Annotated in this window: 17 protein-coding genes; 4 read left to right on the top strand and 13 right to left on the bottom strand. The window is 44.2% G+C overall.

Going from position 1 to position 24,131, the window contains the following annotated elements; translation table 11 throughout:
- Positions 1-48: 48 nt before the first annotated feature.
- The 6 genes from AACU28_RS03850 to AACU28_RS03825 form a co-directional block, all read right to left on the bottom strand.
- Positions 49-1,362 (bottom strand): HlyD family type I secretion periplasmic adaptor subunit, encoded by a 1,314-nt coding sequence (locus AACU28_RS03850; protein WP_017077554.1) that lies wholly within the window; start codon positions 1,360-1,362, stop codon positions 49-51.
- Positions 1,355-3,607, bottom strand: coding sequence for an ABC transporter transmembrane domain-containing protein (locus AACU28_RS03845; protein WP_121602389.1), 2,253 nt, complete (start codon positions 3,605-3,607; stop codon positions 1,355-1,357). The genes AACU28_RS03850 and AACU28_RS03845 overlap by 8 nt, the downstream gene beginning before the upstream one ends.
- Positions 3,604-5,250: an ABC transporter transmembrane domain-containing protein gene (locus AACU28_RS03840; RefSeq protein WP_102495052.1), complete on the bottom strand. Its 1,647-nt coding sequence runs from the start codon at positions 5,248-5,250 to the stop codon at positions 3,604-3,606. The genes AACU28_RS03845 and AACU28_RS03840 overlap by 4 nt, the downstream gene beginning before the upstream one ends.
- A gap of 178 nt (positions 5,251-5,428) precedes the next feature.
- Positions 5,429-6,064: a CatB-related O-acetyltransferase gene (locus AACU28_RS03835; protein WP_017082045.1), complete on the bottom strand. Its 636-nt coding sequence runs from the start codon at positions 6,062-6,064 to the stop codon at positions 5,429-5,431.
- Positions 6,065-6,484: 420 nt separating this feature from the next.
- The gene (locus tag AACU28_RS03830) at positions 6,485-7,597 is read right to left on the bottom strand and encodes an NADH:flavin oxidoreductase (protein ID WP_121602388.1); all 1,113 of its coding nucleotides are present in this window, start codon (positions 7,595-7,597) and stop codon (positions 6,485-6,487) included.
- Positions 7,598-7,899: 302 nt separating this feature from the next.
- Positions 7,900-8,535 (bottom strand): SDR family oxidoreductase, encoded by a 636-nt coding sequence (locus AACU28_RS03825; RefSeq protein WP_121602387.1) that lies wholly within the window; start codon positions 8,533-8,535, stop codon positions 7,900-7,902.
- A 231-nt stretch (positions 8,536-8,766) separates the two neighbouring features.
- Between AACU28_RS03825 and AACU28_RS03820 the strand changes: the two genes are divergently transcribed.
- Positions 8,767-10,725, top strand: coding sequence for a winged helix-turn-helix domain-containing protein (locus AACU28_RS03820; RefSeq protein WP_121602386.1), 1,959 nt, complete (start codon positions 8,767-8,769; stop codon positions 10,723-10,725).
- Between the two features lie 175 nt (positions 10,726-10,900).
- Here the strand turns inward: AACU28_RS03820 and AACU28_RS03815 are convergent, their stop codons facing one another.
- The 4 genes from AACU28_RS03815 to AACU28_RS03800 all read right to left on the bottom strand — a co-directional run bounded on the left by AACU28_RS03815 (position 10,901) and on the right by AACU28_RS03800 (position 17,042).
- A complete protein-coding gene (locus tag AACU28_RS03815; RefSeq protein ID WP_121602385.1) occupies positions 10,901-12,022 on the bottom strand; it encodes a phospholipase A in 1,122 nt (373 codons plus the stop codon).
- Positions 12,023-12,026: 4 nt separating this feature from the next.
- Positions 12,027-12,707, bottom strand: coding sequence for a DUF3313 family protein (locus AACU28_RS03810; RefSeq protein ID WP_102537781.1), 681 nt, complete (start codon positions 12,705-12,707; stop codon positions 12,027-12,029).
- A 126-nt stretch (positions 12,708-12,833) separates the two neighbouring features.
- Complete coding sequence (locus AACU28_RS03805) at positions 12,834-15,881, bottom strand: efflux RND transporter permease subunit (RefSeq protein WP_054542537.1); 3,048 nt, start codon at positions 15,879-15,881, stop codon at positions 12,834-12,836.
- 9 nt (positions 15,882-15,890) lie between these two features.
- Positions 15,891-17,042 carry an efflux RND transporter periplasmic adaptor subunit gene (locus AACU28_RS03800; RefSeq protein WP_259462611.1) on the bottom strand — a complete coding sequence of 384 codons (1,152 nt, stop codon included), beginning with the start codon at positions 17,040-17,042 and terminating at the stop codon, positions 15,891-15,893.
- Positions 17,043-17,286: 244 nt separating this feature from the next.
- On the opposite strand from AACU28_RS03800, the gene AACU28_RS03795 reads away from it, so the two are divergent.
- The 3 genes from AACU28_RS03795 (at position 17,287) to AACU28_RS03785 (ending at position 21,159) form a co-directional block, all read left to right on the top strand.
- The gene (locus AACU28_RS03795) at positions 17,287-17,547 is read left to right on the top strand and encodes a hypothetical protein (protein ID WP_017081481.1); all 261 of its coding nucleotides are present in this window, start codon (positions 17,287-17,289) and stop codon (positions 17,545-17,547) included.
- A gap of 146 nt (positions 17,548-17,693) precedes the next feature.
- Positions 17,694-19,412 carry an aspartate-alanine antiporter gene (gene aspT / locus AACU28_RS03790; protein WP_121602383.1) on the top strand — a complete coding sequence of 573 codons (1,719 nt, stop codon included), beginning with the start codon at positions 17,694-17,696 and terminating at the stop codon, positions 19,410-19,412.
- Positions 19,413-19,560: 148 nt separating this feature from the next.
- Positions 19,561-21,159 carry a bifunctional aspartate transaminase/aspartate 4-decarboxylase gene (locus tag AACU28_RS03785; protein ID WP_004731521.1) on the top strand — a complete coding sequence of 533 codons (1,599 nt, stop codon included), beginning with the start codon at positions 19,561-19,563 and terminating at the stop codon, positions 21,157-21,159.
- A gap of 113 nt (positions 21,160-21,272) precedes the next feature.
- On the opposite strand, the gene AACU28_RS03780 is transcribed toward AACU28_RS03785, so the two are convergent.
- The 3 genes from AACU28_RS03780 to AACU28_RS03770 all read right to left on the bottom strand — a co-directional run bounded on the left by AACU28_RS03780 (position 21,273) and on the right by AACU28_RS03770 (position 24,049).
- Complete coding sequence (locus tag AACU28_RS03780; RefSeq protein ID WP_017089667.1) at positions 21,273-21,962, bottom strand: hypothetical protein; 690 nt, start codon at positions 21,960-21,962, stop codon at positions 21,273-21,275.
- The gene (locus AACU28_RS03775; RefSeq protein WP_121602382.1) at positions 21,962-23,143 is read right to left on the bottom strand and encodes an OmpP1/FadL family transporter; all 1,182 of its coding nucleotides are present in this window, start codon (positions 23,141-23,143) and stop codon (positions 21,962-21,964) included. Before AACU28_RS03775 ends, AACU28_RS03780 begins: the two co-directional genes overlap by 1 nt.
- Positions 23,144-23,236: 93 nt before the next feature.
- The gene (locus tag AACU28_RS03770; RefSeq protein WP_121602381.1) at positions 23,237-24,049 is read right to left on the bottom strand and encodes a crotonase/enoyl-CoA hydratase family protein; all 813 of its coding nucleotides are present in this window, start codon (positions 24,047-24,049) and stop codon (positions 23,237-23,239) included.
- Positions 24,050-24,131: the final 82 nt, after the last annotated feature.

The following is a 24,131-nucleotide window of genomic DNA, read 5'->3' as shown; positions in this document are numbered from 1 at the left end:
TATTATTTGCTGTTGTTATTCGTTTACTCTCAACACTCTATATAACGATTACCTTTCACCAAATGCGACACTGACATTGGTGTAGATCGGTTTCCATAAATACTGGAAAACGGACTTCTCACCGGTTGTAATATCTACCTCACCCGTCATACCTGGCAAGATAGAAAAGCTCTCCGGATTATCACGGAAATAAGGAACATCCACAGAGACGACGACTTCATAATAGATTTCACCGCGTTCACTTTGACTTGTGGTCGGTGAAATACTCTCAACCGCCCCTTTTAGCGCCCCAAAGCGGCTGTAATCAAACGCATCAATCTTGATACGAGTCGGCTGCCCTACACTCACAAAACCAATATCTCTTGGCGACAAACGTGCTTTAAAGTCTGCTTTCCCACCAACAGGAACAATTTCAACCACTGTCCCACCCGGCTGAATAACACCACCGTTTTGCGTGCTTGGCAGGCTTTGCACCAAACCTTGTAGAGGCGACACTAACATGGTGTTGGTCAATTTCGCTTGGCTTGAACGTACTCTGGCGTTCAGGGCTGACAAGTCAGAGACGGCTTTAGAACGATCATCGCTCACTTTAGCTTTCGCCTCCGCCAGAAGCTGTATGATTTTTTGGTCATTACTGTCAGCTTGTCTAATCAATACCGACTTCTTACCACGAGCTTCTTCGATTTTCTGTTCGATACTGGCCAATTTTTGTCGCATTTCAAGCACACGTAAACGTGAAATGTTACCCGCTTTGTAACCCTTCTCCAGTATGTTCAACTCTTGCTTAGTCGCATTTAACTCTTTCTCATAACTCGGCAAGGCCTTTTCTACGCTACGAAGCTGCTCTGCAATTTGCTCGCTCTCTTTCTCAAGCACCACACGCTTTTGGAAGTAGAGGGCTTTTTGCGCGTTCAGCTGCGCTTTTTGTTGGCTGACGATCTCTGGGTAATCGACCTCAAACTCAGCAAGGTTAGGCTCACGCTGCTCAAGCAGCGCATTCATACGTTCCACACTGGCTAGAAGCGTCACTTGTTGGGACTTTAGCTCTTCAAGGGCGGTACGCTGGAAAGTGGCATCAAACTCAACAAGCGGCTGGCCTTTCTCAACCAACTGCCCTTCTTTAACGAGAATTTGCTTTAACTTACCGCCAATCGCACTTTGTAATACTTGCTTCTCGCCTTCTGGAATCACAGCACCTTTGGCTTTGGCGATTTCATCAACTTGAGTGACTACAGACCAAGTGGCAAAAGCAATAACACATAAGGCAACCGACCATGTGGCCAGCGCCAATGTACGAGCCGTATTTTGTGATTCAACAAGTTCACCGTAGCGCTTGCCCTTCTCGATAGATTGTTTAGTCATTAGCGACTCCTTGCTTAGACTTTGATTGTTCTTGTTGGGCTGCATTTTGTTGAGCAGACGCCTCTTGAGTTGACGGCTGTAGCTCTTGAGATAACGGTTGCTCAGATAACTGCGGTTCTTGAGAAGCTTGAGGCTCTGAAGGCTGTTCCTGCTTCGAAGACTGCTCCGGCTCTAATGGACCGGCATAAACCACTGCACCTTCATTTAATACCACCACTTTATCGGCAAGCTTGATTAAATCCGGATCGTGGGACGTGTAGATCACCGTTGCTTTTCCTTTTTTCGACTGCACAAACTCACCAAATATACGTTTAGCATTTGGGTGAGCATCAGGCACAGGGTTATCCATTAAGAACATTGGGTAGTCATAAACCAGCGCTTTCGCGTCAATGAGGATCTGCGCGACGCTGCCAGACAACATGTCAAAAAGGCTGTCCGGCTGAATACTGCTGATGGAAGTATCGAGCCCACCTGATAATGTCTCGAACCAACGCTTTCCGCCCACCATTTCAATTGCAGATATCATTTTCTTATCTTCGACTTTGTGACCGTCGTTTAGCCACTCTCGAATACTCAGCGTAAGCAAATCAGGATATGCGGCTCGAATGAAACACCAGTGGCGATAAAGCTGCGGATCATATTGAACGAGGTTAACGCCTTCAAGCTCGACCATGCCGTTTTGGATAGGCTGCAAGCCAGACAGCACTTCAATTAATGTTGATTTACCGCTCCCAGAAGGGCCGGTAATCGCGACAATTTCACCGGCTTCAATATCAAAGCTCACACCATTCAAAGCGGGGCGACTCTGTTTAGGATAACGCAGTGTCACTTGCTCTAATTTCAAGTTAGGCGCTACCACAGGTAACGGGTGATGCTGGTAACTGAATTCACGCTCAGACGGCTGAGACAAAATACGGTTCACTTGCAGCTTGGATTGATTGAAGCTATTAAAACGCATAGCGCTGTTTGCCAACACCTGAGCTGGGCCAGTCACCTTAGATATCAACATCATTGAAGCAATCAAACCACCGGGCGTCATCACTTGTTCAAAAATAAGTCCTATGCCTAACCCCATCACGGCGAGTGTCGAGCCCACACCAATGAAATAGTAAATCGAGGTGTACCGACTCTGGAGAACCGATTGATTAAAGGTCACTGTTGAAGCAAGAAGATTGGCTTTTTTGAAACGTTGAATCCAGTGCTCTGAGAATCCAGCACTGCGAATAAAGGCAAGCTTGGATGACAGCTCATTAGTCATGTTTTGACGATTCGTACCTGCCACTGTCGATTGCATAGAGCGCTTGCTGCTAGAGCGTATTGAGCGTTTTGCTAGCAAGTAATAAAGGATTAAAGAGACGACTGGAACCAGTACCAACCATCCGCCTAAAACACCTATCGCAAGTACAAAAATAAGAATGAATGGCAGATCAAACAGCGCATTTCCTAATGGCCCCGATAGCACACCTGAAATACGCTCTGACAGCATCACTTGGTTTTGCTGACTAGAAGAAGCTGTTTGCTGATTTTGAGCATAGCTATTACGAAGCAGACGCTGCACGAGGGATTGAGAAATCTCACGACTTACTCGGTTCGACACTGAAGCAAACACTCGGCTGCGCAATGTTCTCAACCAACCCATCATTACAAACAACAACGCCGCGCCAATGGCGATACCTTGCAGTTCATGCCCCGCATCTCCACCAATCACATGGTCATAAATCGACATCGTGATGAAGGGGACGGCAAGTGCAAACAAGTTGGTAATAAAGCTGACCAACAACAATTTAGGAATAATGGGGCGAAACGCATGTAGTCGTTCGCCAACCCAATCAGGAGAAGCCTTCTCTAGTGGTGGACCTTCGATAACAATACAAAACTGAGGGACGTCGGTAATGTCGTCATTGGCATTAAAGGCAACAAATTGTTTGGATTCTAAATGACCAGAGACCAGCTCATGTTCACCAAGTACCAGTAAGACCAATTTATGTTCACCAACGTCATCTAGGTTGGCAACCAAGCGATAAGGCAGTGCAAGCCTGTCGAACAAGGCAAACATATCGTCGATTGATTCAATGCCATTTTCATCAACCCATTGATGTGCGAACAACTGGATATTAGCATTAACTTCCAACTGCTTAAGAACGGAAAGGCTCTCGGTTTCTAAATGATTCATCACCTCTTGTCGACCGCTGGTATCTGCACGGTTGTTCGTACCTGAAGGGTTACCAATATCTAAACGATTCATACGACGGCCTCCTGATTGCTCTCGCTGTCGACCGTAATAGCTCGACTTTCCACTGTAATGATTCGATTAGCAAATTCGCGAAGCTTCGAATGGTAGCTCACCATCAGTATCGTGCGTCCTGCCGTTACTTCTTCCTCCAACACCTTAGCTAGATTCCCAAGGGCGTCTAAATCAAGTGAAGAATCCGGCCTTTCCAACATGATTATGGGTTTATCACTTGCCAATTGAGCCGCGATATTGAGCATTTTCACGTTACCCATACTCAACAAAGAAGCACTCGTATGGCCAATTTGTGTCTCTAGTCCATCGGGTAATCGAGTAATCTCTTTGGTTAAACCCAAACGCTTTGCATAGTCACTGGCGCTTTGCGTTTTCTCAGGGTCAAAGCCACACAAGTTGTCGAGAATAGTACCCGACACCAACTGCCCTTTAACGCCACAGTAGGCCACAATATTGGTTACGGATGCGATTGAAACTGGAGCTCCGTTAATGAAGCACTCACCCGCTTTTAGATCATCAATACCTGCAATCGACGACAATAGATGACTGTTGGTGTGGCGATCCTCACTCTCTAACAATATCAACTCACCTTTATTCAGTGTGACATCTGCATGAGAGAGTTCACCGTACCTTTCAACGGTCGCTTGCTTGATTTCCAACGTCTCAAAGTCAGATAAATGGTTCTCAACTTGCTCAGAATCTGAAGATTCCGATAATGATAAGTCACTCAATTTTTCTATTGCCTGATTAGCACTGTGTATTGAATTAAGCTTAATTCGAACTCCCACCAAAGCACTTAAAGGTGCGACGGCTCTGCCCGATAAGATAGAACATGCCGCCAATCCACCAGTGGTTAACTGGCCATCCAACACCCACAAGCTCCCCGTAATCACGAGTAAAACTGACGTGGCTAATGCAGCAAGCTGAATACACTCTTGGGCGAAGGCGTTCTGTTCTTCTTCTCTCGCTTTAGACTGAGAGCGAACGTTATTGAGGGATTTAAACTGATTGAAGATTCGAGACTCAACAGCCTGGCGTTTGATTCCCTGAATGGTTTGGCTCAGTAAAATCAAGAACGCTTTTCGCTCCTGCTCATCTTGGGAAGCTTCTTCACTTAAGCTTTTAACGCGAATAGAAGATAACCAAACGATTCCGAGAGTAATCAGCCAAACTGCCAAAGGTATCGCCACCAGCTCACCGCCGATGTAAGCCACCAAGCCCAAGAAGATCAATGCAAAAGGCAAATCAATAAAGCCTGCAATCACACCACCGGAATACCAATCTTTGACTTTTGATACTGAGCCCAGCCCCTCTTCCACGCCGCCAACACCAATGTGGCGAAGATGGCCTGATGAAGCCGTTGTTACTCTTTCAACCAAGGTTTGATAGGTCGCTTTCTCGGTATTGCTGGCCGCGGCTGACAAAAGCCAAGTACGCACAAACCGGATTAATGCTTCCATGGCAACAGCCAACGCTGCACCCGCCAACAACAAAGTGGCAGTACCGTAACTTTGGTTAGGTAAAATACGATCGTAAATTTGTAAAACCGTTAACGGAACGGCGAGAGAGAGAAGATTTATGAGTAAAGAAGGCAGTAGGACTTTCCCCACCACCCCTTTGTTTTTCATTGAACTTGCGGGCATACACAATCCTTATCCATGCTTATGAAATAAGATTGGTACACCATGTTGAGTATTGCAAGGTAACGGACTGATTTAACGTGTTTTTCAATATAAATATGACACAGATCTTTCTACACAAATCTGTGGCTATACCTGTACCTTAAAAACGCTCGTTACAAATGCTCGTTACAAGCGCTCCTTACAAACAATTGTCGTAATCCGTTATCGCCTGCTTTAGCTTTGAAAAGTCTGAGTTACATAAATACGGTTTCAGCGCTTCAAATTTATCTGAGGGCCACTCGTATATTTTGAATGACATGAGTTCGTCAATAACGGACTCATCAAAGCGGTATTTGACGACTTTAGCTGGAGAACCACCGACAATGCTGTATGGAGCGACGTCTTTAGTCACCACACTATTCGCTGCAACCACAGCGCCTTCGCCAATCGTCACACCGGGCATCACCATCGCTCTCATGCCTAACCACACCCCATCTTCAATGTGAGTGTCACCTTTGCCAATGTAGGCATCGTCGATAACATCCATAAATGGATACAGTGAAAACCAATCAACTCTGTGGGTATGGTTGCCACCCATTAAAATCACGACCTCTGCGCCAATACAGACATAATCACCGATATAGAGTTCGTCGATTTCCCATCGAGGCTCCCACTGGCGGCTGACTTCGTCGCCGTGTAAATAACGCACTACCGATTGTTCAAAACCATTATCCCAGCAATCGCTGTAATAACTGTGTTGACCTTTTACATGAATATTGGGGTTGGTTACGACTTCATGCAGCAACTCGAATTTGGACCAATGCTTCTTTTGCATTTTTACCTCTGAATGATCTATTTAGTTTTATTCGTTAACTATCAAAAATGTTCGACGATGCAAATCCAAGGTGCACAAACTAATGCCCTATAAACACACGGTTCACTGGGATGAATAATAAGTATCACGCTTAAATCATAGCAATGTCGCTAAAACTAAAGAGGCGTCAGTGGATTCGAGGTTGCTTAAGAAGAGGAAGTAGTTTCAAAGTTTGCTCAGTTTTTATCGATAACTTGGTTGGATAATTTACAGGCGTAGTGTAACTGTTTAGTCGCGCCAATTTGACAGGAAGATGTGATTAATAAGGTTTCAAATTTCGTTTCGTGGAATACGGAATGAACAAGAGCCTGCGCGATTACACAGGCTCAAACTTAGACTCAGCTATAAACTTCGGAGCTCGCTTGGAGCTGGGCTCAGCGACTACATGCGTGCAAGCTGTGCTTTTCTGTCTTTATTCACCACGCAGAAGTTACCGCGCTTCGTACGACACTTAGAGCACCGTTCGCATTCAACAGGGCTTCTATCCCCTTCCTTCCAACGCTTAACTAAATGGGGTTCAGAAAGCAGCGGTCTCGAAAGCGCGAAGTACTCAATGCCCGTGTTGTTTGCAATCGCTTCGATAGCATCAAAATCCGTTAGACCACCTACCGTGATCACTGGGATATTAACGTCTTGGCTGATCGCGTGACCATACTCATGGAAGTAGCCTTCAGCTTGAATGGTAAAACCATCGTGCGACTCGCCAATCATAGTGTCTGCTTTGCCATGAATATTACCTGACACGACAATGCCATCCACGCCCATTTGTTCAAGCTTTTTACAAACAATACGTGTTTCGTCAAAGGTGACACCACCTTCAAAAAACTCCGATGCAGTGAGTTTAACTAAGATAGGGAAATCATCACCCACCAGCTTACGTGTCGCGGTATAGATCTCTAACAAAAATCTCATGCGGTTTTCTAAACTACCGCCGTATTCATCTTCACGTTGGTTGTAATAAGGGCTTAGAAATTGGTTAATCAGGTAAGTGTGAGCTGCATGAATTTCAACGCCATCAAAACCTGACTTCTGTGCTCTTAATGACGCTTGAGCAAAGGCATCAACAATGTAGTCGATCTCGCGTTTGGTCATCGCTTTGCCTAGTGTTTGAGTTCCTTTTTCTGGAACCTCACTTGGTGCGTAGATGACTCGTTCACCAAGATCATGTGTGGTTTTGGTGCCACCATAAGCCAACTGCATCACGATTTTAGAGTCGTTGTCGTGCACCAGCTGAGTCAGCTTCTGATACTCTTCAATGAATGAGTCGTTATACATACCCATCATGCCCGCATTCGGCTTTTCTTCTTCAACGATGTTCGCGTAACCCGTCACGATCAGGCCGACTTCACCTTGAGCCAACTCTTCATAGATAGCGTACAGTTTATCTGTCATATGCCCGTCTTCGGTGGCCATATTTTCCCACGTTGCACTTCTCATGAAGCGGTTCTTTAGTGTCATCTTGCCAATGTGGGTTTCTGTAAACAAAGTGCTCAAGTGTCTTCCTCTCAAAATCGTGTTACGCGAGTTACCCATCAAGCATGGGCACTGATTCAGGCGGATACTACAGAGAATAAACTAGGGAAAACTTAATCTAGATTAAGAGAGCGCCACTCTCAGATGAGAAAAAGGCAGAAAGAGACAGCAAAAGATGAGAAAAGAGAAATTAGAGAAAACTGAGGAAGCAAACAAAAGCCGCTTAGTTTAGCTAAACGACTTCAGGGATTTATAAGCTTATAGCTTTATAGATTTATAGATTTATAGCTTGAAGGCTTTACTAAAAATCAGACTTAACAGCGTTATCCATATTGAACCGTAGGATCAACACACTGATAGGTCTGCCCAATGCTCGCTTCATTGGTTAACAAGGCTTCAATAAGGCGCGCCACTTCTTGTCTATAAATCACACCATGAACTTCGACCTGCTGGGACAGCTCACCGTTGCCAGTCTCCTCGCCGTCTAACAAGCCACCCGGACGTAAGATGGTGTAATCCAGAGAACTCGAGTTTAGCCAAGCTTCGGCCAACGACTTTTCACGAACCGCTGCGCCAAACCCTTTTCTAGATCGCTCCGACAAATACTGCCAAGAGTCACCACAACCTAACGACGTTACCAGCACAAATCGAGCAATACCATTGGCTTCAAGCGCATCAGTCAGATGTCGGTGTCCAATGTAATCAACGGGAATGTCAGCTCTGAAGCTGCCCATACTAGAAACGACCAGTGTCGATTTAGGTAACTGAGCGACCACAGATTCAACCTGTTCTTTATCGGTAGCATCACAACGCAGTGTGGTGATACCAAGTTCAGCCAAGCGCGTGTTCTTCTCTGGGTTTCTCGCAATCGCTATCACTTGATAATCTTGTTTGTGAAAATGCTCAACAATTGCAGCACCCAGTCCACTTCCTGCTCCCCATACAACGACCGTACTCATAAAAAACCTCATAATATTCATGTTGTAGTGATACTAACCAGACAATTTAAACCGTTCCTTTATCGAGATCAACAAATGAGAATAAGTCTCAATATTATTTTTATTTTTTTGCTGGCTCTCACTAATCCGCTCAAAAGCACGTCCACTTATCATAATTAGACATTGGTTAATTGAATTGCCCAAACATGTCTACTAAAGTAATTTTAATACAATGACTTAGTCTCGGTGGTTATGAAAAAAGAACGCATTCAATACTCTTTCGACGTGTGGTTATTTATTCCTGATGAAGACAAACTCATCATGAATGATGAAGACGTGATCATCGACAATCGCTTGTCCAAGCTACTCAACTTTTTCTGCCAAAATCCTAAGATCGTATTCTCACGAGATGAACTGATTAATGAAGTCTGGAATGGCTCAATCTTGACGGATCAGGTGATCACGCAAGCCATTTTTGAACTGCGTAAAATACTCAAAGCGGCTGAACGACATTCAATGGGACACATCATCACCGTGCCCAAACGCGGTTATAAACTCGATGTTGATGTCCACAAAACGATCTTAGTACCTGCAAGTGTCACCACAAATACCGTGTCAGTTGCAGACATAAATCATGCACCTAATGCTTTTGGTTCCTTTCCTTCAACTCAATCAGACGCACCAGATACATCGCCAGTTTTGGATGAGGATAAAAAACAACAAGTCGAACCAAAAGCAGAATCGGTTACTGGTGAGAACCTAATAAGCAATCAAGGCTCAGAGGCCAAAACCGTACTCGAAGAATCTGAAGAGAGTTCAATCGATGCAACCTCAGAAAAACCTGCTTCACAAGAACCTATTCAGCCTGTTGATCCGCAACCTAGCGCTTCGAAACCTAGCGATCCACAACCTAGCACTTCGAGACCTAACGATTCGAGCTATGTCGATCCAAGCCATACCGATTCGAGTGCAGCACAGTTCATTCAACAGTCACCTGTAAATAAAACAGCTAACGACAAACAAGCGCCTATCGCAGAAAATAAACCTCAGAAAAGAACGTCTCGTGCTGTGATGTTTGGGGGCGCTATAGTTATTGCGCTTGGACTTATTTGGTGGACGTTAAAACCGACCAGTCCTACATCGGACGCCTTCGATTTGAGCAGTTTAAATACCGCCGCTAATGAATCAAACCAACCACTCGCTGACTCAAATCAATCAACGGAACAAAATCGTCTTAATCAAACAGCAGACAGTCAAAACCTAGATGTCCACAAAGCACACGAATCTGTGCACTACTTGTCTTTAGAGCCTAGATATATCTACGTAAGTATCGATGACAACTTGAAGATGGATGCCTTTAAGCGTGGGATCATCCATAAATTAATGAGCTACTTGACCACCTATCGCGATTTTCGTGTCGTAGTCGATGAAACCTTGGTGCCGAATTCAGCCAACGTGATCAGTTTCAAGAGTGAAATTGATGGCGACAGAGAATACCTTGATATCACCTACTTCAACCGAATTTCTAATTTCAGACACCTAGGTCGAGATTACCTGATTGACCCAGCTTCACTCCACACGACCATGCGTTCAATGCTCGATGATCTATTGGATTCATTTAATTTGGATATTCAAAAATCGATATTGAAGCAGCAAATCTCTGAGTTACCCAAACAAGAAGAAGCCTTAAAGCTCACCCTTGAAGCACTCGGGCTCACCTTCATGACGTTAGACAGAACCGACACCTTGTCTAAGATCGCCCAAGCCAATGAGCTAGAACCCGACAACCACTTCGTTATGTCGAACCGCTACATGTATGAGCTTGCCGACATTTTTATAATGAGATCGAAGAATAAGAATAAGCAGGTTGAAGCGCTCAATAAGAAATTCAAAAAACAGTTACTCAATGCTCAGAACAATGCTAACTCTTATCGAGTCTATGACGCGTTAGCAGCCTACTTCCTCACTGAAGATAACCCTGACCAAGCCGAATACTATCTGAGCTTGATTCCGAGGAATGAATACAGTGTGATGTCTATGATTATCTTGGCAAAAATTGAAGAATCTCAAGGCAACCCTTCAATGGCGGAAGAGTATTACTATGAAGCGATATTAGAATCTGGCCACCCTGTGGTTTTGAAAGTCGCTCAAACACTGTTTTTCAAAAGTAACATCACCGAGATTGAATCCAAACTGGGTATCAACCAATGATTAACAGCTCTTAGCTCTTAGCTCTTAGCTATTGGCTATTAACTATTAACTATTGGCCGTTAGCCGTTAGCTATTAATATAGCAAACACACCGCTTACTCAGGCGGTGTGTTTTTTTCTCTCACAGAAATCAGTAATCGCTAATCGCTCAATCGTTGATAAAAAAGCGATAACCGCTATAAGGCATTAGTTAGCAGAATACCCACACCAATCCTTTCACTGTTGTAGTCATAATCAATCAAGCTTTCTCCATAGCCTTTGTAGTACTGGACATACCCTTGAAGCCGGCCATATAGAGGAAAGCTGAGTGATGTCTGTATCCCGCCATACCCGGTTTGAAAGTTGTAGCGACCCAATGCTGAAACCTCAAAACCATCCCATTTGTAAGCACCAGACAATTCGTAGTGACCGAGATAGTCTTGAATATCAGGGTTGTCATCGCTACTGCTCGACTCAGGAATTCGGTACCAAGGCTGGAAATAAACCGCAAAGTCATCTTCGGTATACCCTAGCCCAACATAAGCGCGGTTCCAGCTACGACTCAGCTCTGCCGTTCGTCCGTTAGATTCATGCTCTAAACCTAAGCGCGAGAACCACACACCATCAGCTGACTCGATGTTCAAAGGCGTTTCGTAAAAGATCTCTGGGCGATAGTTAGTCTCTCTAAATGGTGCCGAGATATCAGAAGAGTACGCCTGCCAAAATGACTTGAGCGTAAAACCAAAATAGATTTTGTCCGCTTGATTAAACACACCATCATCGACCACTGGGATTTTTAAACTTAACTGCAGTTTGATCTCTTCATCGCTGAGGTCATCCGCTTTACCTCCGAATCGCTCATCTCCATAGGGCTGTGTATTCACGTTGGTCATGTGAGTCACTGGCAAAATGTAGTTCAAACGATAAGGCGTTATAACAAACGGGTTATCTTCAGTTGTGTACTCCATCTTCAATCGCGGGACTTTAGACTCCAGTGCACTTTCGCTGATGGAGTCTAAACCGTCTTCGCTGGTTTCACCCGAGAACTTATTTTCGGGTGTTTTGTTTGATGTAACGGCTTCTTGGGATGCGCATTGCTGCTTTAACCACTCAATACTTTGTTGATTGGTTGCTTTGGCCAATGAAGACAAAATACATTGCTCATAGCTTGCTCGTTCATCAACACCAATAGTATTGGCATACGCTGAAGCATTCACAGCGAGGCCAATAGCCAGTAGAGCAAGCGTATTTTTGTGTCCAACTAGCCTTTCACCAACCCCAAGGCGTTTACTCGCGCTGTTCTGTTTACGAGCTCGCATAACTCTACCCTTGGTCTTTATCTTGGTAAGTCACTTCAAACGCAAAGTCGACCGCTTGCTGAGTAATTTGCTCAACGTTTTTATCAAGCATCTCGATGGTGATTTCTGATTTGTCGTTCTCAAGTACGCCATTATCGTTCACGACGAAAATACGGCGACCAATGAGCTGAGATGAATCATGATCTTTCAGATCCACACTCGCCAATATACGAATAGAGCGATCACGAGTGCCTGCCGCGTATTTTACAGCGCCGATAACCGAACCTACTGGGATAAACTCAGTCACACGCATGTCTTCAGGAATGTCATTGATATCATATAACTTCACGCTAATATCAAGCTCCTTGTTCTCCAAAACTACGTTCTTGTAGCCCTGTAATTTATCAGCCAACTTTTCATCCATTTTCTTATGGATCTGTGCTTTAAATTGAGACTGAACCTCCTTTGATACATGCTGATCAACACCCGAGCTTTTCATGCTAACGGTTGTAAATTCAAATTGATTAAAGTGAAGTGACGCGCTGTCTTTCGCTATCCAAGAAACGCCTTTCCTATCATCATCAAACTGGCTATCAATAAAATAATGATTTGAGTCGACGCTCTGGATCTCTTGTTTATCTGGCATGTTGCTTGAACAGCCAGCAGTGAATAAAACGAACAATGGGAATAGGTAATGTAGTTTCATGTGAACCTCTAGTTTTCTAAATTTTGAGTGCACGAATCCCTGAGCGATAAGGCTCATAAAATGGGACTCGTGTTGATTAAACTTTTATGTTTATTGGCCGCGTAAAGTAACCAGCCAGATAACGGACTAAACTTCTTGCTCTTGCCCGCGGTGATCCGCAGCCAAGTAGGTGTATATCGTTGGTACAACGAACAGAGTGAATAATGTGCCCACCGACATACCAACCGTGATGACCAAACCAATCGAGAAACGGCTTTGAGCACCGGCTCCGCTTGCAATAAGCAGCGGTACGACACCGACAACCATCGCAGCTGTGGTCATCAATACTGGTCTCATTCGAACAGTCGCTGAACGAATAGCGGCCTCGCGTCGGCTACATTTCAATTCCTGTTGCATTTGGTTTGCAAACTCCACAATCAAAATACCGTGCTTACTGATTAAACCTATCAAGGTCACCAACCCCACTTCGGTGTATATGTTGAGCGTATCAATGCCCAAGTACAGTGGCATCAGAGCGCCAAAGATAGACAATGGCACACTGGTTAATACCACTAGTGGGTCTCGCAAACTTTCAAACTGAGCCGCCAGCACCAAGTAGATAATCACAAGCGCTAGGAAGAACGTCGTAACCAGTGAAGAGCCTTCTTGTAGGAACTGTCTCAATTGGCCTGAAGTATCCGTCGTATAAGACTTAGGCAATATCTTCGCTGCCCCTTCTTCCATCACTTTATAGGCTTCACCGATACTGATTCCTGGCATCATTTTCGCTTCAATCATGGCGCTATTAAGCTGTTGAAACTGATCCACTTTCGATGGCTGCACTGATTGACTAATTTCAATCAATGACGCCAGCGGTACCATCTCATTGGTGTTAGAGCGTACGTGGTAGTTCTTTAAGTCATCCCAAGAGTTACGGTTCTCGTTAGGTACCTGAGTGATAACTTGGTAGCTGCGCTGATCCATCGAGAAGTAATTCACGAAGCCTTCACTGATAAAGCGAGACAACACGGTACCGATGTCTTGTGCGTTCACGTTCATCTGAGCCGCTTTATCGCGGTCAATGCGAATCTCTACCTGTGGCTTATTAAAATTCAGGTCGTTTTGCACATAGATGAACTTGCCACTCTTCTGTGCGTACTCTTTCAGTTTTTCAGCGTACTGATAGAGATCCTGATAAGAGCCCGTTGGCGTTTTCAGAACCATCTGGAATGGCAGACCTTGCGGTGTGCCTGGCAAGTCCGGTGGAGAGAAGGTATACACCTGCAAACCCGGTAATACAGAACTCTCTTTTTCGAAACGTTGCATTACTTCTTTTGCCGTTGCGTCACGCGAATCCCAATCTTTCAAAACACCCAAACCAAAGAACGCATTGTTGTTCATGTAACCGTTATCTAGCATGGTCATTTCGACTTCATCGTTCTTGCTGATAGAGTCAATAAGAGCCGGAGTAAAGTGGCGAATGTAATCGGTATTCGCTTGTGCAGGACCTTGCCCCATCACAATCATCACGCCCTGATCTTCTTCAGGTGCCAGTTCAGATGAAGTATTCATAAACATGAACACCAGACTGATCAGTAACGTTCCTACCACCGGCCAAATATAAACACGGTTGTTCAACACATGTTCGAGCACTTTTCGGTAGCGCTCTGTTACGCCTTCAATCACTGCATCGATCTTCTTAACCAGTTTTCCGTCGAGAACCGATTTATTAAGCAGTTTTGAACACATCATCGGCGTTAGCGTTAAGGCGATGAAACCCGAAATGAGTACTGAACCCGCCAAAGTGAATGCGAACTCAGTAAACAGCTTGCCGGTGAGTCCTCCCATGAAACCAATCGGCGCATACACTGCGGCCAATGTAATGGTCATCGCGATAACCGAGCCTGCAATTTCACGAGCACTGTCTATAGCAGCCTTAATTGGGCTGGTACCATCTTCTAAGTGACGAAAGGTGTTTTCCACAACAACGATGGCATCATCAACCACCAGCGATATTGCTAATACCATGGCAAGCAGCGTCAACAGGTTAATACTGAAGCCCATGCTCAACATGAAGAACATAGAGCCAATCAATGACAAAGGAATCGTTACAAGTGGTATCAACATCGCTCGCATTGAGCCCAAAAAGGCGAAGATAACGATGACTACGATCAGTGCGGCTTCGATTAAGGTTTTTGCTACTTCATCAATTGAGGTTTCGATAAACTTAGTCGAGTCATAGATTACATCCGCTTTAATACCTTCAGGTAAGCCTGCTTGGATCTGTGGAAGCAATTCGTAAATGCCTTCAACAACGGTCAATGGGTTAGATGTTGCCGTATTACTGATCGCCGTTGATACGGTAGTCACACCATTGAATTCAACGTCTGAGTCATAGTTTGCTGCGCCTAGTTCAACCGTCGCCACATCTTTTAAGTGCACCAGTTGCCCGTCGTGCGCTTTCAAAGCCATATTCTTGAAATCGTCTACCGAACTTGAATCGGTATGAGCGTTAATATCAACTTCGATATAAGGGTTTTGCAACTTGCCCGCCGCACTCACAATGTTATTTGCACGAAGCGCGTTTTGAACATCTTCAGCCGTCAGACCATATGAAGCCAGTCGTTGAGGGTTCAGCCAGATTCGCATTGCAAAATCTTCTTGCCCCAATATGTCGACCTTTGACACCCCCTCAACAGTAGAGAAAGTCGGCTTAACTACGCGGCTCACATAGTCCGAGACTTGCTCCGTCTTCAATGTGTCACTCGAAAATGAAACATATAAGATCGGAGATTGAGACGTCGATTTAAGAATACTCGGGTCCAATACACCCGACGGCAGCTTATATTTCACTTGCTGCACGAGAGACAAAATTTCGGTCAAAGCACTATCCGACGGATACCCTAGCTTCAAATAAACCGTGATAACCGACTTACCCAGAGCACTATCCGATGTCATGTAATCAATGCCCGCTGTTTGAGCAATTTCTGCCTGCAGTGGCTGCGTCACATACCCTTGAACACTGGATGCACTGGCACCTGGATAACTCGTTGTAATGGTAATAACGCCCGTTTCAATTTCTGGATATTGACGAACTTGCAGTGAGGTAAAGGCTTTAAGACCTAACACCAACAGTACAAGGCTTAATACCGTAGCCAAAACTGGACGTTTGATAAATACATCAGTAAATGTCATGGGAGTTTCCTAGTTACTTTGCTTAGTACTTTTGTCAGTAATCAGCGGATGTTGGTTATTAACCAGAACCCATCCACTATTCTTGAGTTGGTGTTGGTTTGAAGTCACAACCACATCCCCCTCTTTCAAGCCCGAAACCACGCCAACATAGCCACCTTGTTTAGGGCCGACTTCAACAGTGCGCTGCACAACCTTGTACTCGTAAAATGGTGATGCATTGTTGCTCGAATGTTCGCTGGCCTTTTTAGTCGACGTATCCAACACAAACACGGTGTTCCCATATAAGGTGTAACTGATCGCAACAGAAGGTACCGCCACGATAGTGTCCGATTCCGATGTGATTAACGTAGCGTCGACATACATACCCGCTTCTAACGGCACAGCTTGGTTAGCCATGGCTCTCAATTCGATATTGTGCGTGTTGCTGTCTGAGCTCGGTTCAATGGCAGAAATCGTGCCGTGAAAGACTTCGTCGTTCGTTGCTTCTGAATAAAACTGTAAATCTTGCCCTACCTTCACATCGTGTAAATAAAGCTCTGGAATAGAGAAATCGACATATTGCTTTGATTTGTCTTCTAGCTCGACAATCGCTGTGCTTGAATTAATAAAATCACCCACATCGATATTACGAATTCCAACGCTACCAGAAAATGGCGCTTTCACTTTCATGTAGTCAATTTGCGTAGCAATATATTCCAGCTTTGCACCTTCAGCATTAAATTGAGCTTGTAGCTTATCAACCGAGTTTTTTGAAACACTGTTATTTCTAAGGAGCAATTTATTTCTCATCAATTCGACTCTTACCAATTCAACTTTGGATAGCTGGCTCTTATAGTTGGACTTCAATAACGCATCATCCAATTTAATAAGAACATCACCCTTATTTACTTGCTGACCTGAAGTAAAGAGAATCTCTTTTACTTGGCCTGACATTTGGCTCGTCACATCAATAGATTGATTAGAATGAATGTTACCAATGACTTTTAAAATTTTATCCCAAGTATCTTGATTTACTTTTTCCGTTGTTACAGATATAGCTGGCAATTTAAAATTAGCGACCTTCTCTTTGATCATTTCACCTTTTACATAATGAAAGCCAAATACAAAAGACAGTAATATAAAAAGAGCTGACCCGACAATAACGCCTTTATACTTACTCATGTGTTCACCTTGTTTTTTAAGTCTGGTCATTCTATCTATCGACACTGCCAATAAATCAAACTCATATAACATCCACCCAATCTTATATAAAATAAAAATCAAACCTTAAAAATCAAACACTTAAAATAAAAATATCAATCGGCACTCAATTTTTGTTTTATTGCTATTTTATTTGAACATGATTTATCTATTTTCTCGATCGATATAATTCTCATCGTTCCTTAAACAAATAAACGAGTTAACTATGTCGAATCAAATTAATCACACTAAAGTCGCTATTAAAGAAAAGATGAAACGTATATATGGAGAAGATGTTACCCATAAACATAATAAAGACCATTTAGAATATAGAGAACATCAACCCTCTCATTCTGGTCAACATGGTGGCGACCCAGAAGGTCATAAGCATTTAGTCAATCACCATTCTGATGGTCATCATGATAAACATCACAAAGATAAAATGCATGACCATAAAAAATCATCGCGACTGCATCATAAAAAGTAGAAGACTGGATGAAGCCCAGATTATTAAAAATAAAGCATTAGATCAGTTCATCAACCAAATGTTGATTAATGCTTAATCAAACGTTAAACCAAATTAAAAAATGAAATAGCGAGTCAATTATGATGCTATTTCATTCAAGGATTACTATGTCATTTATTATTGAACAACTTAGAGACTATCCGTTTATAGCGCTCTTTTTATCACTCGGTCTCGGTTACTTAATCGGTAAAATTAAAATCGGTAAGTTTGAATTAGGTGGAATCGCAGGTTCACTGCTTGTTGCTGTAGCACTTGGTCAGATCGGCGGTATCACGATCTCTAACGAAGTAAAAAGCATCTTCTTTGCTTTATTTATTTTTATGGTGGGTTACAACGGCGGTCCGCAGTTTTTCTCGTCATTCCGCCTTTCATCGCTAACACGCTTATTCGCTTCGTTTGTGATGACGTTTGTAGGATTAATCACGGTTGTGTTGCTCTCTAAATGGGCAGGACTAGATAAAGGTTTAGCGGCGGGCCTTGCGGCTGGTGGCTTAACCCAATCAGCTATCATAGGTACTGCAGGTAATGCTATCGATCAGCTGAACCTAGCACCAGATGTCACCTCAACGCTTAAAACAAACGTGGCTGTGGGTTACTCAATCACCTACATCTTCGGCTCTCTTGGTCCGATTCTAATGATGTCACTCATTCCAATGGTAATGGGTTGGAACATAACCAAAGAAGCGAAGAAGCTTGCGGAAAAAATGGGCGCAGGCAGCAAGCAGCTAAACGAGGGTGAATTCTCTGCATTGAACCGCGTATCTTCTCGTGCTTATCAAGTGACCGCGAACTCTATGTTTGTTGGAAAAAGTGTTGTCGAGTTAGAAGAAGCATTCGATGCCGACCTCACAATTGAAGCGATCTACCGCTCACACCAAGACACAGAATCAACGTTAGATTTGGCGAAGAACCCTATTTTAGCGGCGGATGACAAAGTTTACCTTACTGGTCTGACTCAGGCATTTCCTAAAGTGACCTCGTTGGGTATCGAACTCGGTGAATTTAGTGAAGAAAGCAATGTTGTCCAAACACAACAGAAGGTCGTACTCACGAATAAGAAACTAGCGGGTATTACGCTACGTAAGCTTCACGATGAAACGAACGCACGTATTCGTCGTGGTGTTTATATCACTCAGCTATCACGCATGGGCCATGATATTTCGACTTTGCCAGAAACCGAACTGCACATTGGTGACGAAATCACCTTAGTAGGACAAAAAGAAGACATAGCTAAAGTCATCAAAAAAATTGGCTACAACAGCCCACTGCCTAGTGTTACCGACTTCGTAACAATGTCTTTCGGCATGGTGCTTGGCTATCTGATTGGCGAGATTGGTTTCACTATCGGTGGTTCTCATATCGCTCTAGGTTCAGGTTTAGGTTGTCTGGTTTCCGGCTTACTTGTGGGCTACCTAAGAATGCGTACACCTCGTTTAGGCAGTGTTAACCATGGCGCAGCCAACTTTATGCAGACATTCGGCCTTGCAGTATTTGTTGCGGTTGTTGGTATTAATGCAGGTGCTCCAGCGCTGACGGCAATCAAAGAGAATGGCGTAACGCTCTTACTGCTGGGTGTGTTGGTCACTCTAATTCCTCAAGTACTGACGTTCCTATTCAACTACTACGTACTCAAAATCAAAAACCCAGTAGAAGCGCTAGCGGTTATCGCGGGTAGCCGCAGTGCAAACCCTGCATTCGCATCGCTACTAGAAAAAACACAAAACAGCACACCAGTACCGAGTTTCACGATGACTTATGCGGTTGCCAATATCTTCCTCACCTTATGGGGTCCGATCATCATCAACCTAATTACCAAAATCTCGTAATCAACATCGAATCAGCCAATTGATGATTCAACTTATTCATTAACTACTTAACACAGTAGCTAGCCAAGCAGGCTAGCTGCTCAAAGAAATTAACTCATTTATATATCCAAAAAACTTGGATCTTAAACAAATTTAAAGAGAAACGACTATGAAACGCACAGATGAAAAACGCCTAGAAACACTAAGCCCATTCGAAGTAAAAAACACACTGATCGACCTTGCTCAACATTCACATGAAAAAACCATGATCAACGCTGGTCGTGGTAACCCAAACTGGGTCGCGACAGCGCCACGTGAAGCCTTTTTCCAATTAGGTATGTTTGCACTAGAAGAATCAAAATCGAATTTCTCAGGGTATGAAGGCTTTGGTGGAATGGGAGTTCAACAAGATATTAGCCTGCGCTTTCTTCAGTTTTGTGAAAAATACGAAGACCAAGAAGGTGTGCAATTCCTCATTGAAGCCTTCCAGTTTATTACGGATCAATATCAGGTAGACGGTGATGCGCTTATTTATGAATGGGTTGAGGGGATTCTAGGTAACAACTACCCAGTGCCTGATCGCATGCTCAAATATTCAGAACTTATTGCTCGCAAATACATTGAGCAAGAAATGGCGGGGTCGCAGCCATTACCTGCTGGGAAGTTTGACCTATTTGCTGTTGAGGGTGGCACAGCGGCCATGGTTTACATCTTTAACACGCTAAAGAGTAACCGACTATTGAACCCTGGTGACACCATCGCGATTGGTGCGCCGATTTTCACCCCGTATATTGAAATGCCAGAGCTAGAAGATTACGCGCTCAACAAAGTAGAAATCATGGCGGATGAAGCGTCTGCGTGGCAAATTCCAGACTCTGAGTTGGAAAAACTGAACGATCCAAGTGTTAAAGCTTTCTTCCTCGTTAACCCAAGCAACCCAGCTTCGGTTCGATTAAGCGATGAGACACTCTATAAGATTGCAGAGGTTGCTAACCGTCGTCCTGACCTCATCCTTCTTACTGATGATGTTTATGGCACTTTCGCTGATAACTTCACATCATTAGCAATGCTGGCTCCGAAAAACACGATTCTAGTGTATTCGTACTCTAAGTACTTTGGTGCAACAGGCTGGCGTTTAGGCGTGATTGGCGTGCACGAAGACAATAATTTCGACCGCATGATTCGAGATCTTCCAGAAGACACTCGAAGCACGTTATCTCAACGATACCAAGGCATTGCACTTGAGCCGAGTAAGATTAAGTTCATTGACCGTTTAGTGGCAGACAGCCGTGCAGTGGCACTGAACCATACCGCCGGTCTTTCAACACCTCAGCAGATTCAAATGACAATGTTCTCGCTGCTGTCTTTGATGAAGGATGGCGAAGAGTACAAGCGACTCGCAAAACAAATAGTGCGTCGTCGCTACCACACTCTAATGCAGAAGAACTTAGCCGCGCCAATCGTTGCTGAAGGCGATCAAACCGGTGCATTCTATTACGTGGAGATAGATCTGAAAGAGATTGCTCAAACGATTCACAGCAACGATTTCTTCACATGGTTAGAAGAAACGTATGAGCCGCTTGATTTCTTGGTACGCCTTGCAGAAGAACATGGCGTGATTGTGATGCCGGGTGCGGGTTTTGATGCGCCAACGTGGTCTCTGCGTGTATCTCTCGCGAACCTAGAAGAAGCTCAATACGCAAATATCACTAAAGCGATGAACGCGGTAATGCAGAGCTATGTTGAACGTTACGAAGCGGCTTGCTAACACGACCTCAACACTAGAAAGCTCATAGAAAAGCGATAAATTCTGAGTGTAGATTCACTAAATTAGTGAGCCTACACTCAGTTCTTTTTATCTAGGACGATATATGAGAATAACTATTTGAACTCATAGGTGTAAGACGCACCAACACTGTTATTTTCACCAAAGTCATCCTCAGCAAAAATAGTGAAGAAGTTGAATGATTGAGCATCACTCAACTTGTAGCTAGCACCGACGCCTGCCCAATACCCTGAATAATCATCAGACCCCATTGAACCACCACCGAAGCCCATGATAGACCATTCATCAGTAATCGTTTTTAAACCAAACGCACCAATGTAGCCACCGTGTGTTGAGCTCGGCATCAATACATAGTCAGAACCAACATTATCGTCATCGAAAACAGCTACTTCGCCGTCATTATAGCTGTAACCAGCCATAGGGAAGATTTGCCAACCGAACGGCTCAATATCGAAATAGCTCAGTGGTATAAATGTGCCGATACTGTAGTTGTTCTTATAAGCATCGTTGTCATATTCAGAACGGCTAAAGTTGAAGTTCACGATACCCATAGGCAACAGCCATGAACCGCCTAATCGCCACTCTTCACCGTCCGCATTGACACGAGCATTGATCATTCGCGCTTCATCTAAACCAATAGAGCCTGAGAACTGCAAATCTTCGTTATAAGCAACGCCCGCTTTGGTCACGATTTTAGTCGGATCATCAGGGTGCTTCTCTTCAGCAAAAGCACCCGTCGAACCAAGCATTGCCGCAGCAACAAGTAATAGATTACGTAATGTCATTAGAAGGTCGCACTAACGCCAACGAAGTGGATACGGCCATCGAACGAGCCGTTTAACAACATATTACCTTCAGGTCCTGTTCGGTTCATATCGACTGAACCCAAGTCTGCATACTCATAAAACACATCAATTAAGATGTCGTCCCAGTAGGTAGATGCGCCCACTGAATAGCGATATTGCTCACCCACAGGTAAATCAACCCATTGCATTGCAGGATCGTCTTGTGGTGAAGTTTCGTAAGAGAAGCCTGCTTTCAAACGCCAGTCTGAGTTCAGTTGGTAGTCCGCACCTACTGCAAACTTCCACACGTCGTCCCAATCGCGTTCAAGTGGAACACCACTAATTGGGCTTCCAGCAACACCAAAATCAAGAACTGTTGTATCCCACTCACTCCAACGATGTAATTGCACACTAGCCAATAAGTCGAGCTTTGGGTTAAGTGCGTAACTAGCGCTGATATCAACGATCTCTGGCAAAGCAAGATCCATAGCTAGAGAGTTAGACAAATCTTCTACCCCTCTTAACTCATTATTAAACTCGTGCTCAAGCTTTGACCGATAGCTAGCACCCAACTTAAGTTTATCCGACGGCGTAAACATTACACCTAGGTTATAACCATAAGCCCAGTCAGTGTCTTGCTTTGCTGTGAAAACAGAGGATGACTGTTGTAACGCAGCCCAACTTAACTGGATACCGGCACCAACCGACCACTGGTCATTCAGTTGGTAGCTTAGTGATGGGTTTACTTGCATCGCAGTGAGGGTGATATCTTCTAAGAGTTCAGCTCCCGCCCAATCACTGCCGTAATCAAGGCTAGAGCCCCCGACTGCACCCAGCGCGATACCAAGGTGTAATTTGTCTGTGACTTGATGCGCGTGGAAGGCACCAAATGAAGGCATGACTGAATGAGCTTTACCATCTTGCTTGTCGCCGTTGTCTTGATATTGCATCTCAAGATCAAACGCCATGGTATTGATCGTGGTTTTGCTTTCGCCCATATGAGACATAGTGGCTGGGTTGGTCCACATCGCCGCAGCCGAACGAGTATAAACACCGTCACCGGCACCAGTAGTACCGGCATTGGCGACAACAGCTTCTTGTAAAAACAAACCACTTGCGAAAGCATTTAAGCTTGTAAAAATTGCGGTGGCAGCTAGCGAGTAAGTAAAAGTTTTGTTCATCAGATTGCTCATTTAGCCTTTGACATTAAATTGCTCTAAGGTTACCGCAAAGCCCCATAAGCAAATGGAATATCCGTTATTCCTGTACAAACGCTATTTGAACTTTCTCGCGACGTATGGACGTGGTTTGTCGCGGTTGATTTCACGTTGAGCAGCGATTGCTCTATTCTTGCCTAACCCTACCTTTATCTGATACCAGGTTTCATAAAACACGGCCATGCCAGGGCTTGACCACCAAGTCTTGTTGTAGAGTTTCTTATTAGCAGCGACAACATCTGGCGACCGATTCGCACACTCAAGTGCCAACGCATAAGCTTCAGCGTAAGGGTCTTCGGCAATCTTGGTTACCAGTCCATAATCTTTTGCTGTTTCACTGTCGATCACCTTGGCCGTCATTGCCATTTCTAACGTATGATCCTTACGCATCAACTCACGAAATGCGATGGCCCCTCCCATGTCTGGAATTAACCCCCACTTAGCTTCTAAGATAGAGAAATTTGCGTCTGGGCTAGCAATTCTAAAATCACCACCGCTGACCAATTGCAGACCGCCTCCCCAACAACGACCATGAATCGCAAAAATGACTGGGCATGGAATTTCTCGCCAACCCAATGAAAAGCGTTGTGCAGCGTTAGGCAATATCGGCAACCATTTAAATAAAAGCTTCATCGCCCCAGATTTACTGGTCAAAAGAGACTTAACATCAAGCCCTGAACAAAAATCAGATCCCTCGCCCTTCACTATTACGGCACGAATCTCGGTGTTCTTTTTCAGCTGAGTCACCATGTTATTCACGCCTTGGAACATTGCCATATCAATGGCATTCAGTTTGTCAGGGCGATTTAATGCCACGGTCGCGATTTGGTTTTCATCAATGGAGCAAGTAATGCGGGAGAGATCGGTCATGTGAGCTACTCAATTAAGTGGTCAGACCTTTAGGTTATGCATTTTATTAACATATGCCAAACTTGCACATTAAGAAGCGAGA

The sequence above is a fragment of the Vibrio sp. SBT000027 genome (genome assembly GCF_963894355.1).
In the GTDB taxonomy this organism is placed as follows: Bacteria; Pseudomonadota; Gammaproteobacteria; order Enterobacterales; family Vibrionaceae; genus Vibrio; species Vibrio splendidus.
This window is presented reverse-complemented; position numbering and strand designations above follow the sequence as displayed.

Coding starts and splice junctions, on each gene's coding strand:
- AACU28_RS03850 (WP_017077554.1), bottom strand. CDS start 1,362: ATGACTAAACAATCTATCGAGAAGGGCAAGCGCTACGGTGAACTTGTT.
- AACU28_RS03845 (WP_121602389.1), bottom strand. CDS start 3,607: ATGAATCGTTTAGATATTGGTAACCCTTCAGGTACGAACAACCGTGCA.
- AACU28_RS03840 (WP_102495052.1), bottom strand. CDS start 5,250: ATGCCCGCAAGTTCAATGAAAAACAAAGGGGTGGTGGGGAAAGTCCTA.
- AACU28_RS03835 (WP_017082045.1), bottom strand. CDS start 6,064: ATGCAAAAGAAGCATTGGTCCAAATTCGAGTTGCTGCATGAAGTCGTA.
- AACU28_RS03825 (WP_121602387.1), bottom strand. CDS start 8,535: ATGAGTACGGTCGTTGTATGGGGAGCAGGAAGTGGACTGGGTGCTGCA.
- AACU28_RS03820 (WP_121602386.1), top strand. CDS start 8,767: ATGAAAAAAGAACGCATTCAATACTCTTTCGACGTGTGGTTATTTATT.
- AACU28_RS03815 (WP_121602385.1), bottom strand. CDS start 12,022: ATGCGAGCTCGTAAACAGAACAGCGCGAGTAAACGCCTTGGGGTTGGT.
- AACU28_RS03810 (WP_102537781.1), bottom strand. CDS start 12,707: ATGAAACTACATTACCTATTCCCATTGTTCGTTTTATTCACTGCTGGC.
- AACU28_RS03805 (WP_054542537.1), bottom strand. CDS start 15,881: ATGACATTTACTGATGTATTTATCAAACGTCCAGTTTTGGCTACGGTA.
- AACU28_RS03800 (WP_259462611.1), bottom strand. CDS start 17,042: ATGAGTAAGTATAAAGGCGTTATTGTCGGGTCAGCTCTTTTTATATTA.
- AACU28_RS03795 (WP_017081481.1), top strand. CDS start 17,287: ATGTCGAATCAAATTAATCACACTAAAGTCGCTATTAAAGAAAAGATG.
- aspT (WP_121602383.1), top strand. CDS start 17,694: ATGTCATTTATTATTGAACAACTTAGAGACTATCCGTTTATAGCGCTC.
- AACU28_RS03785 (WP_004731521.1), top strand. CDS start 19,561: ATGAAACGCACAGATGAAAAACGCCTAGAAACACTAAGCCCATTCGAA.
- AACU28_RS03780 (WP_017089667.1), bottom strand. CDS start 21,962: ATGACATTACGTAATCTATTACTTGTTGCTGCGGCAATGCTTGGTTCG.
- AACU28_RS03775 (WP_121602382.1), bottom strand. CDS start 23,143: ATGAACAAAACTTTTACTTACTCGCTAGCTGCCACCGCAATTTTTACA.
- AACU28_RS03770 (WP_121602381.1), bottom strand. CDS start 24,049: ATGACCGATCTCTCCCGCATTACTTGCTCCATTGATGAAAACCAAATC.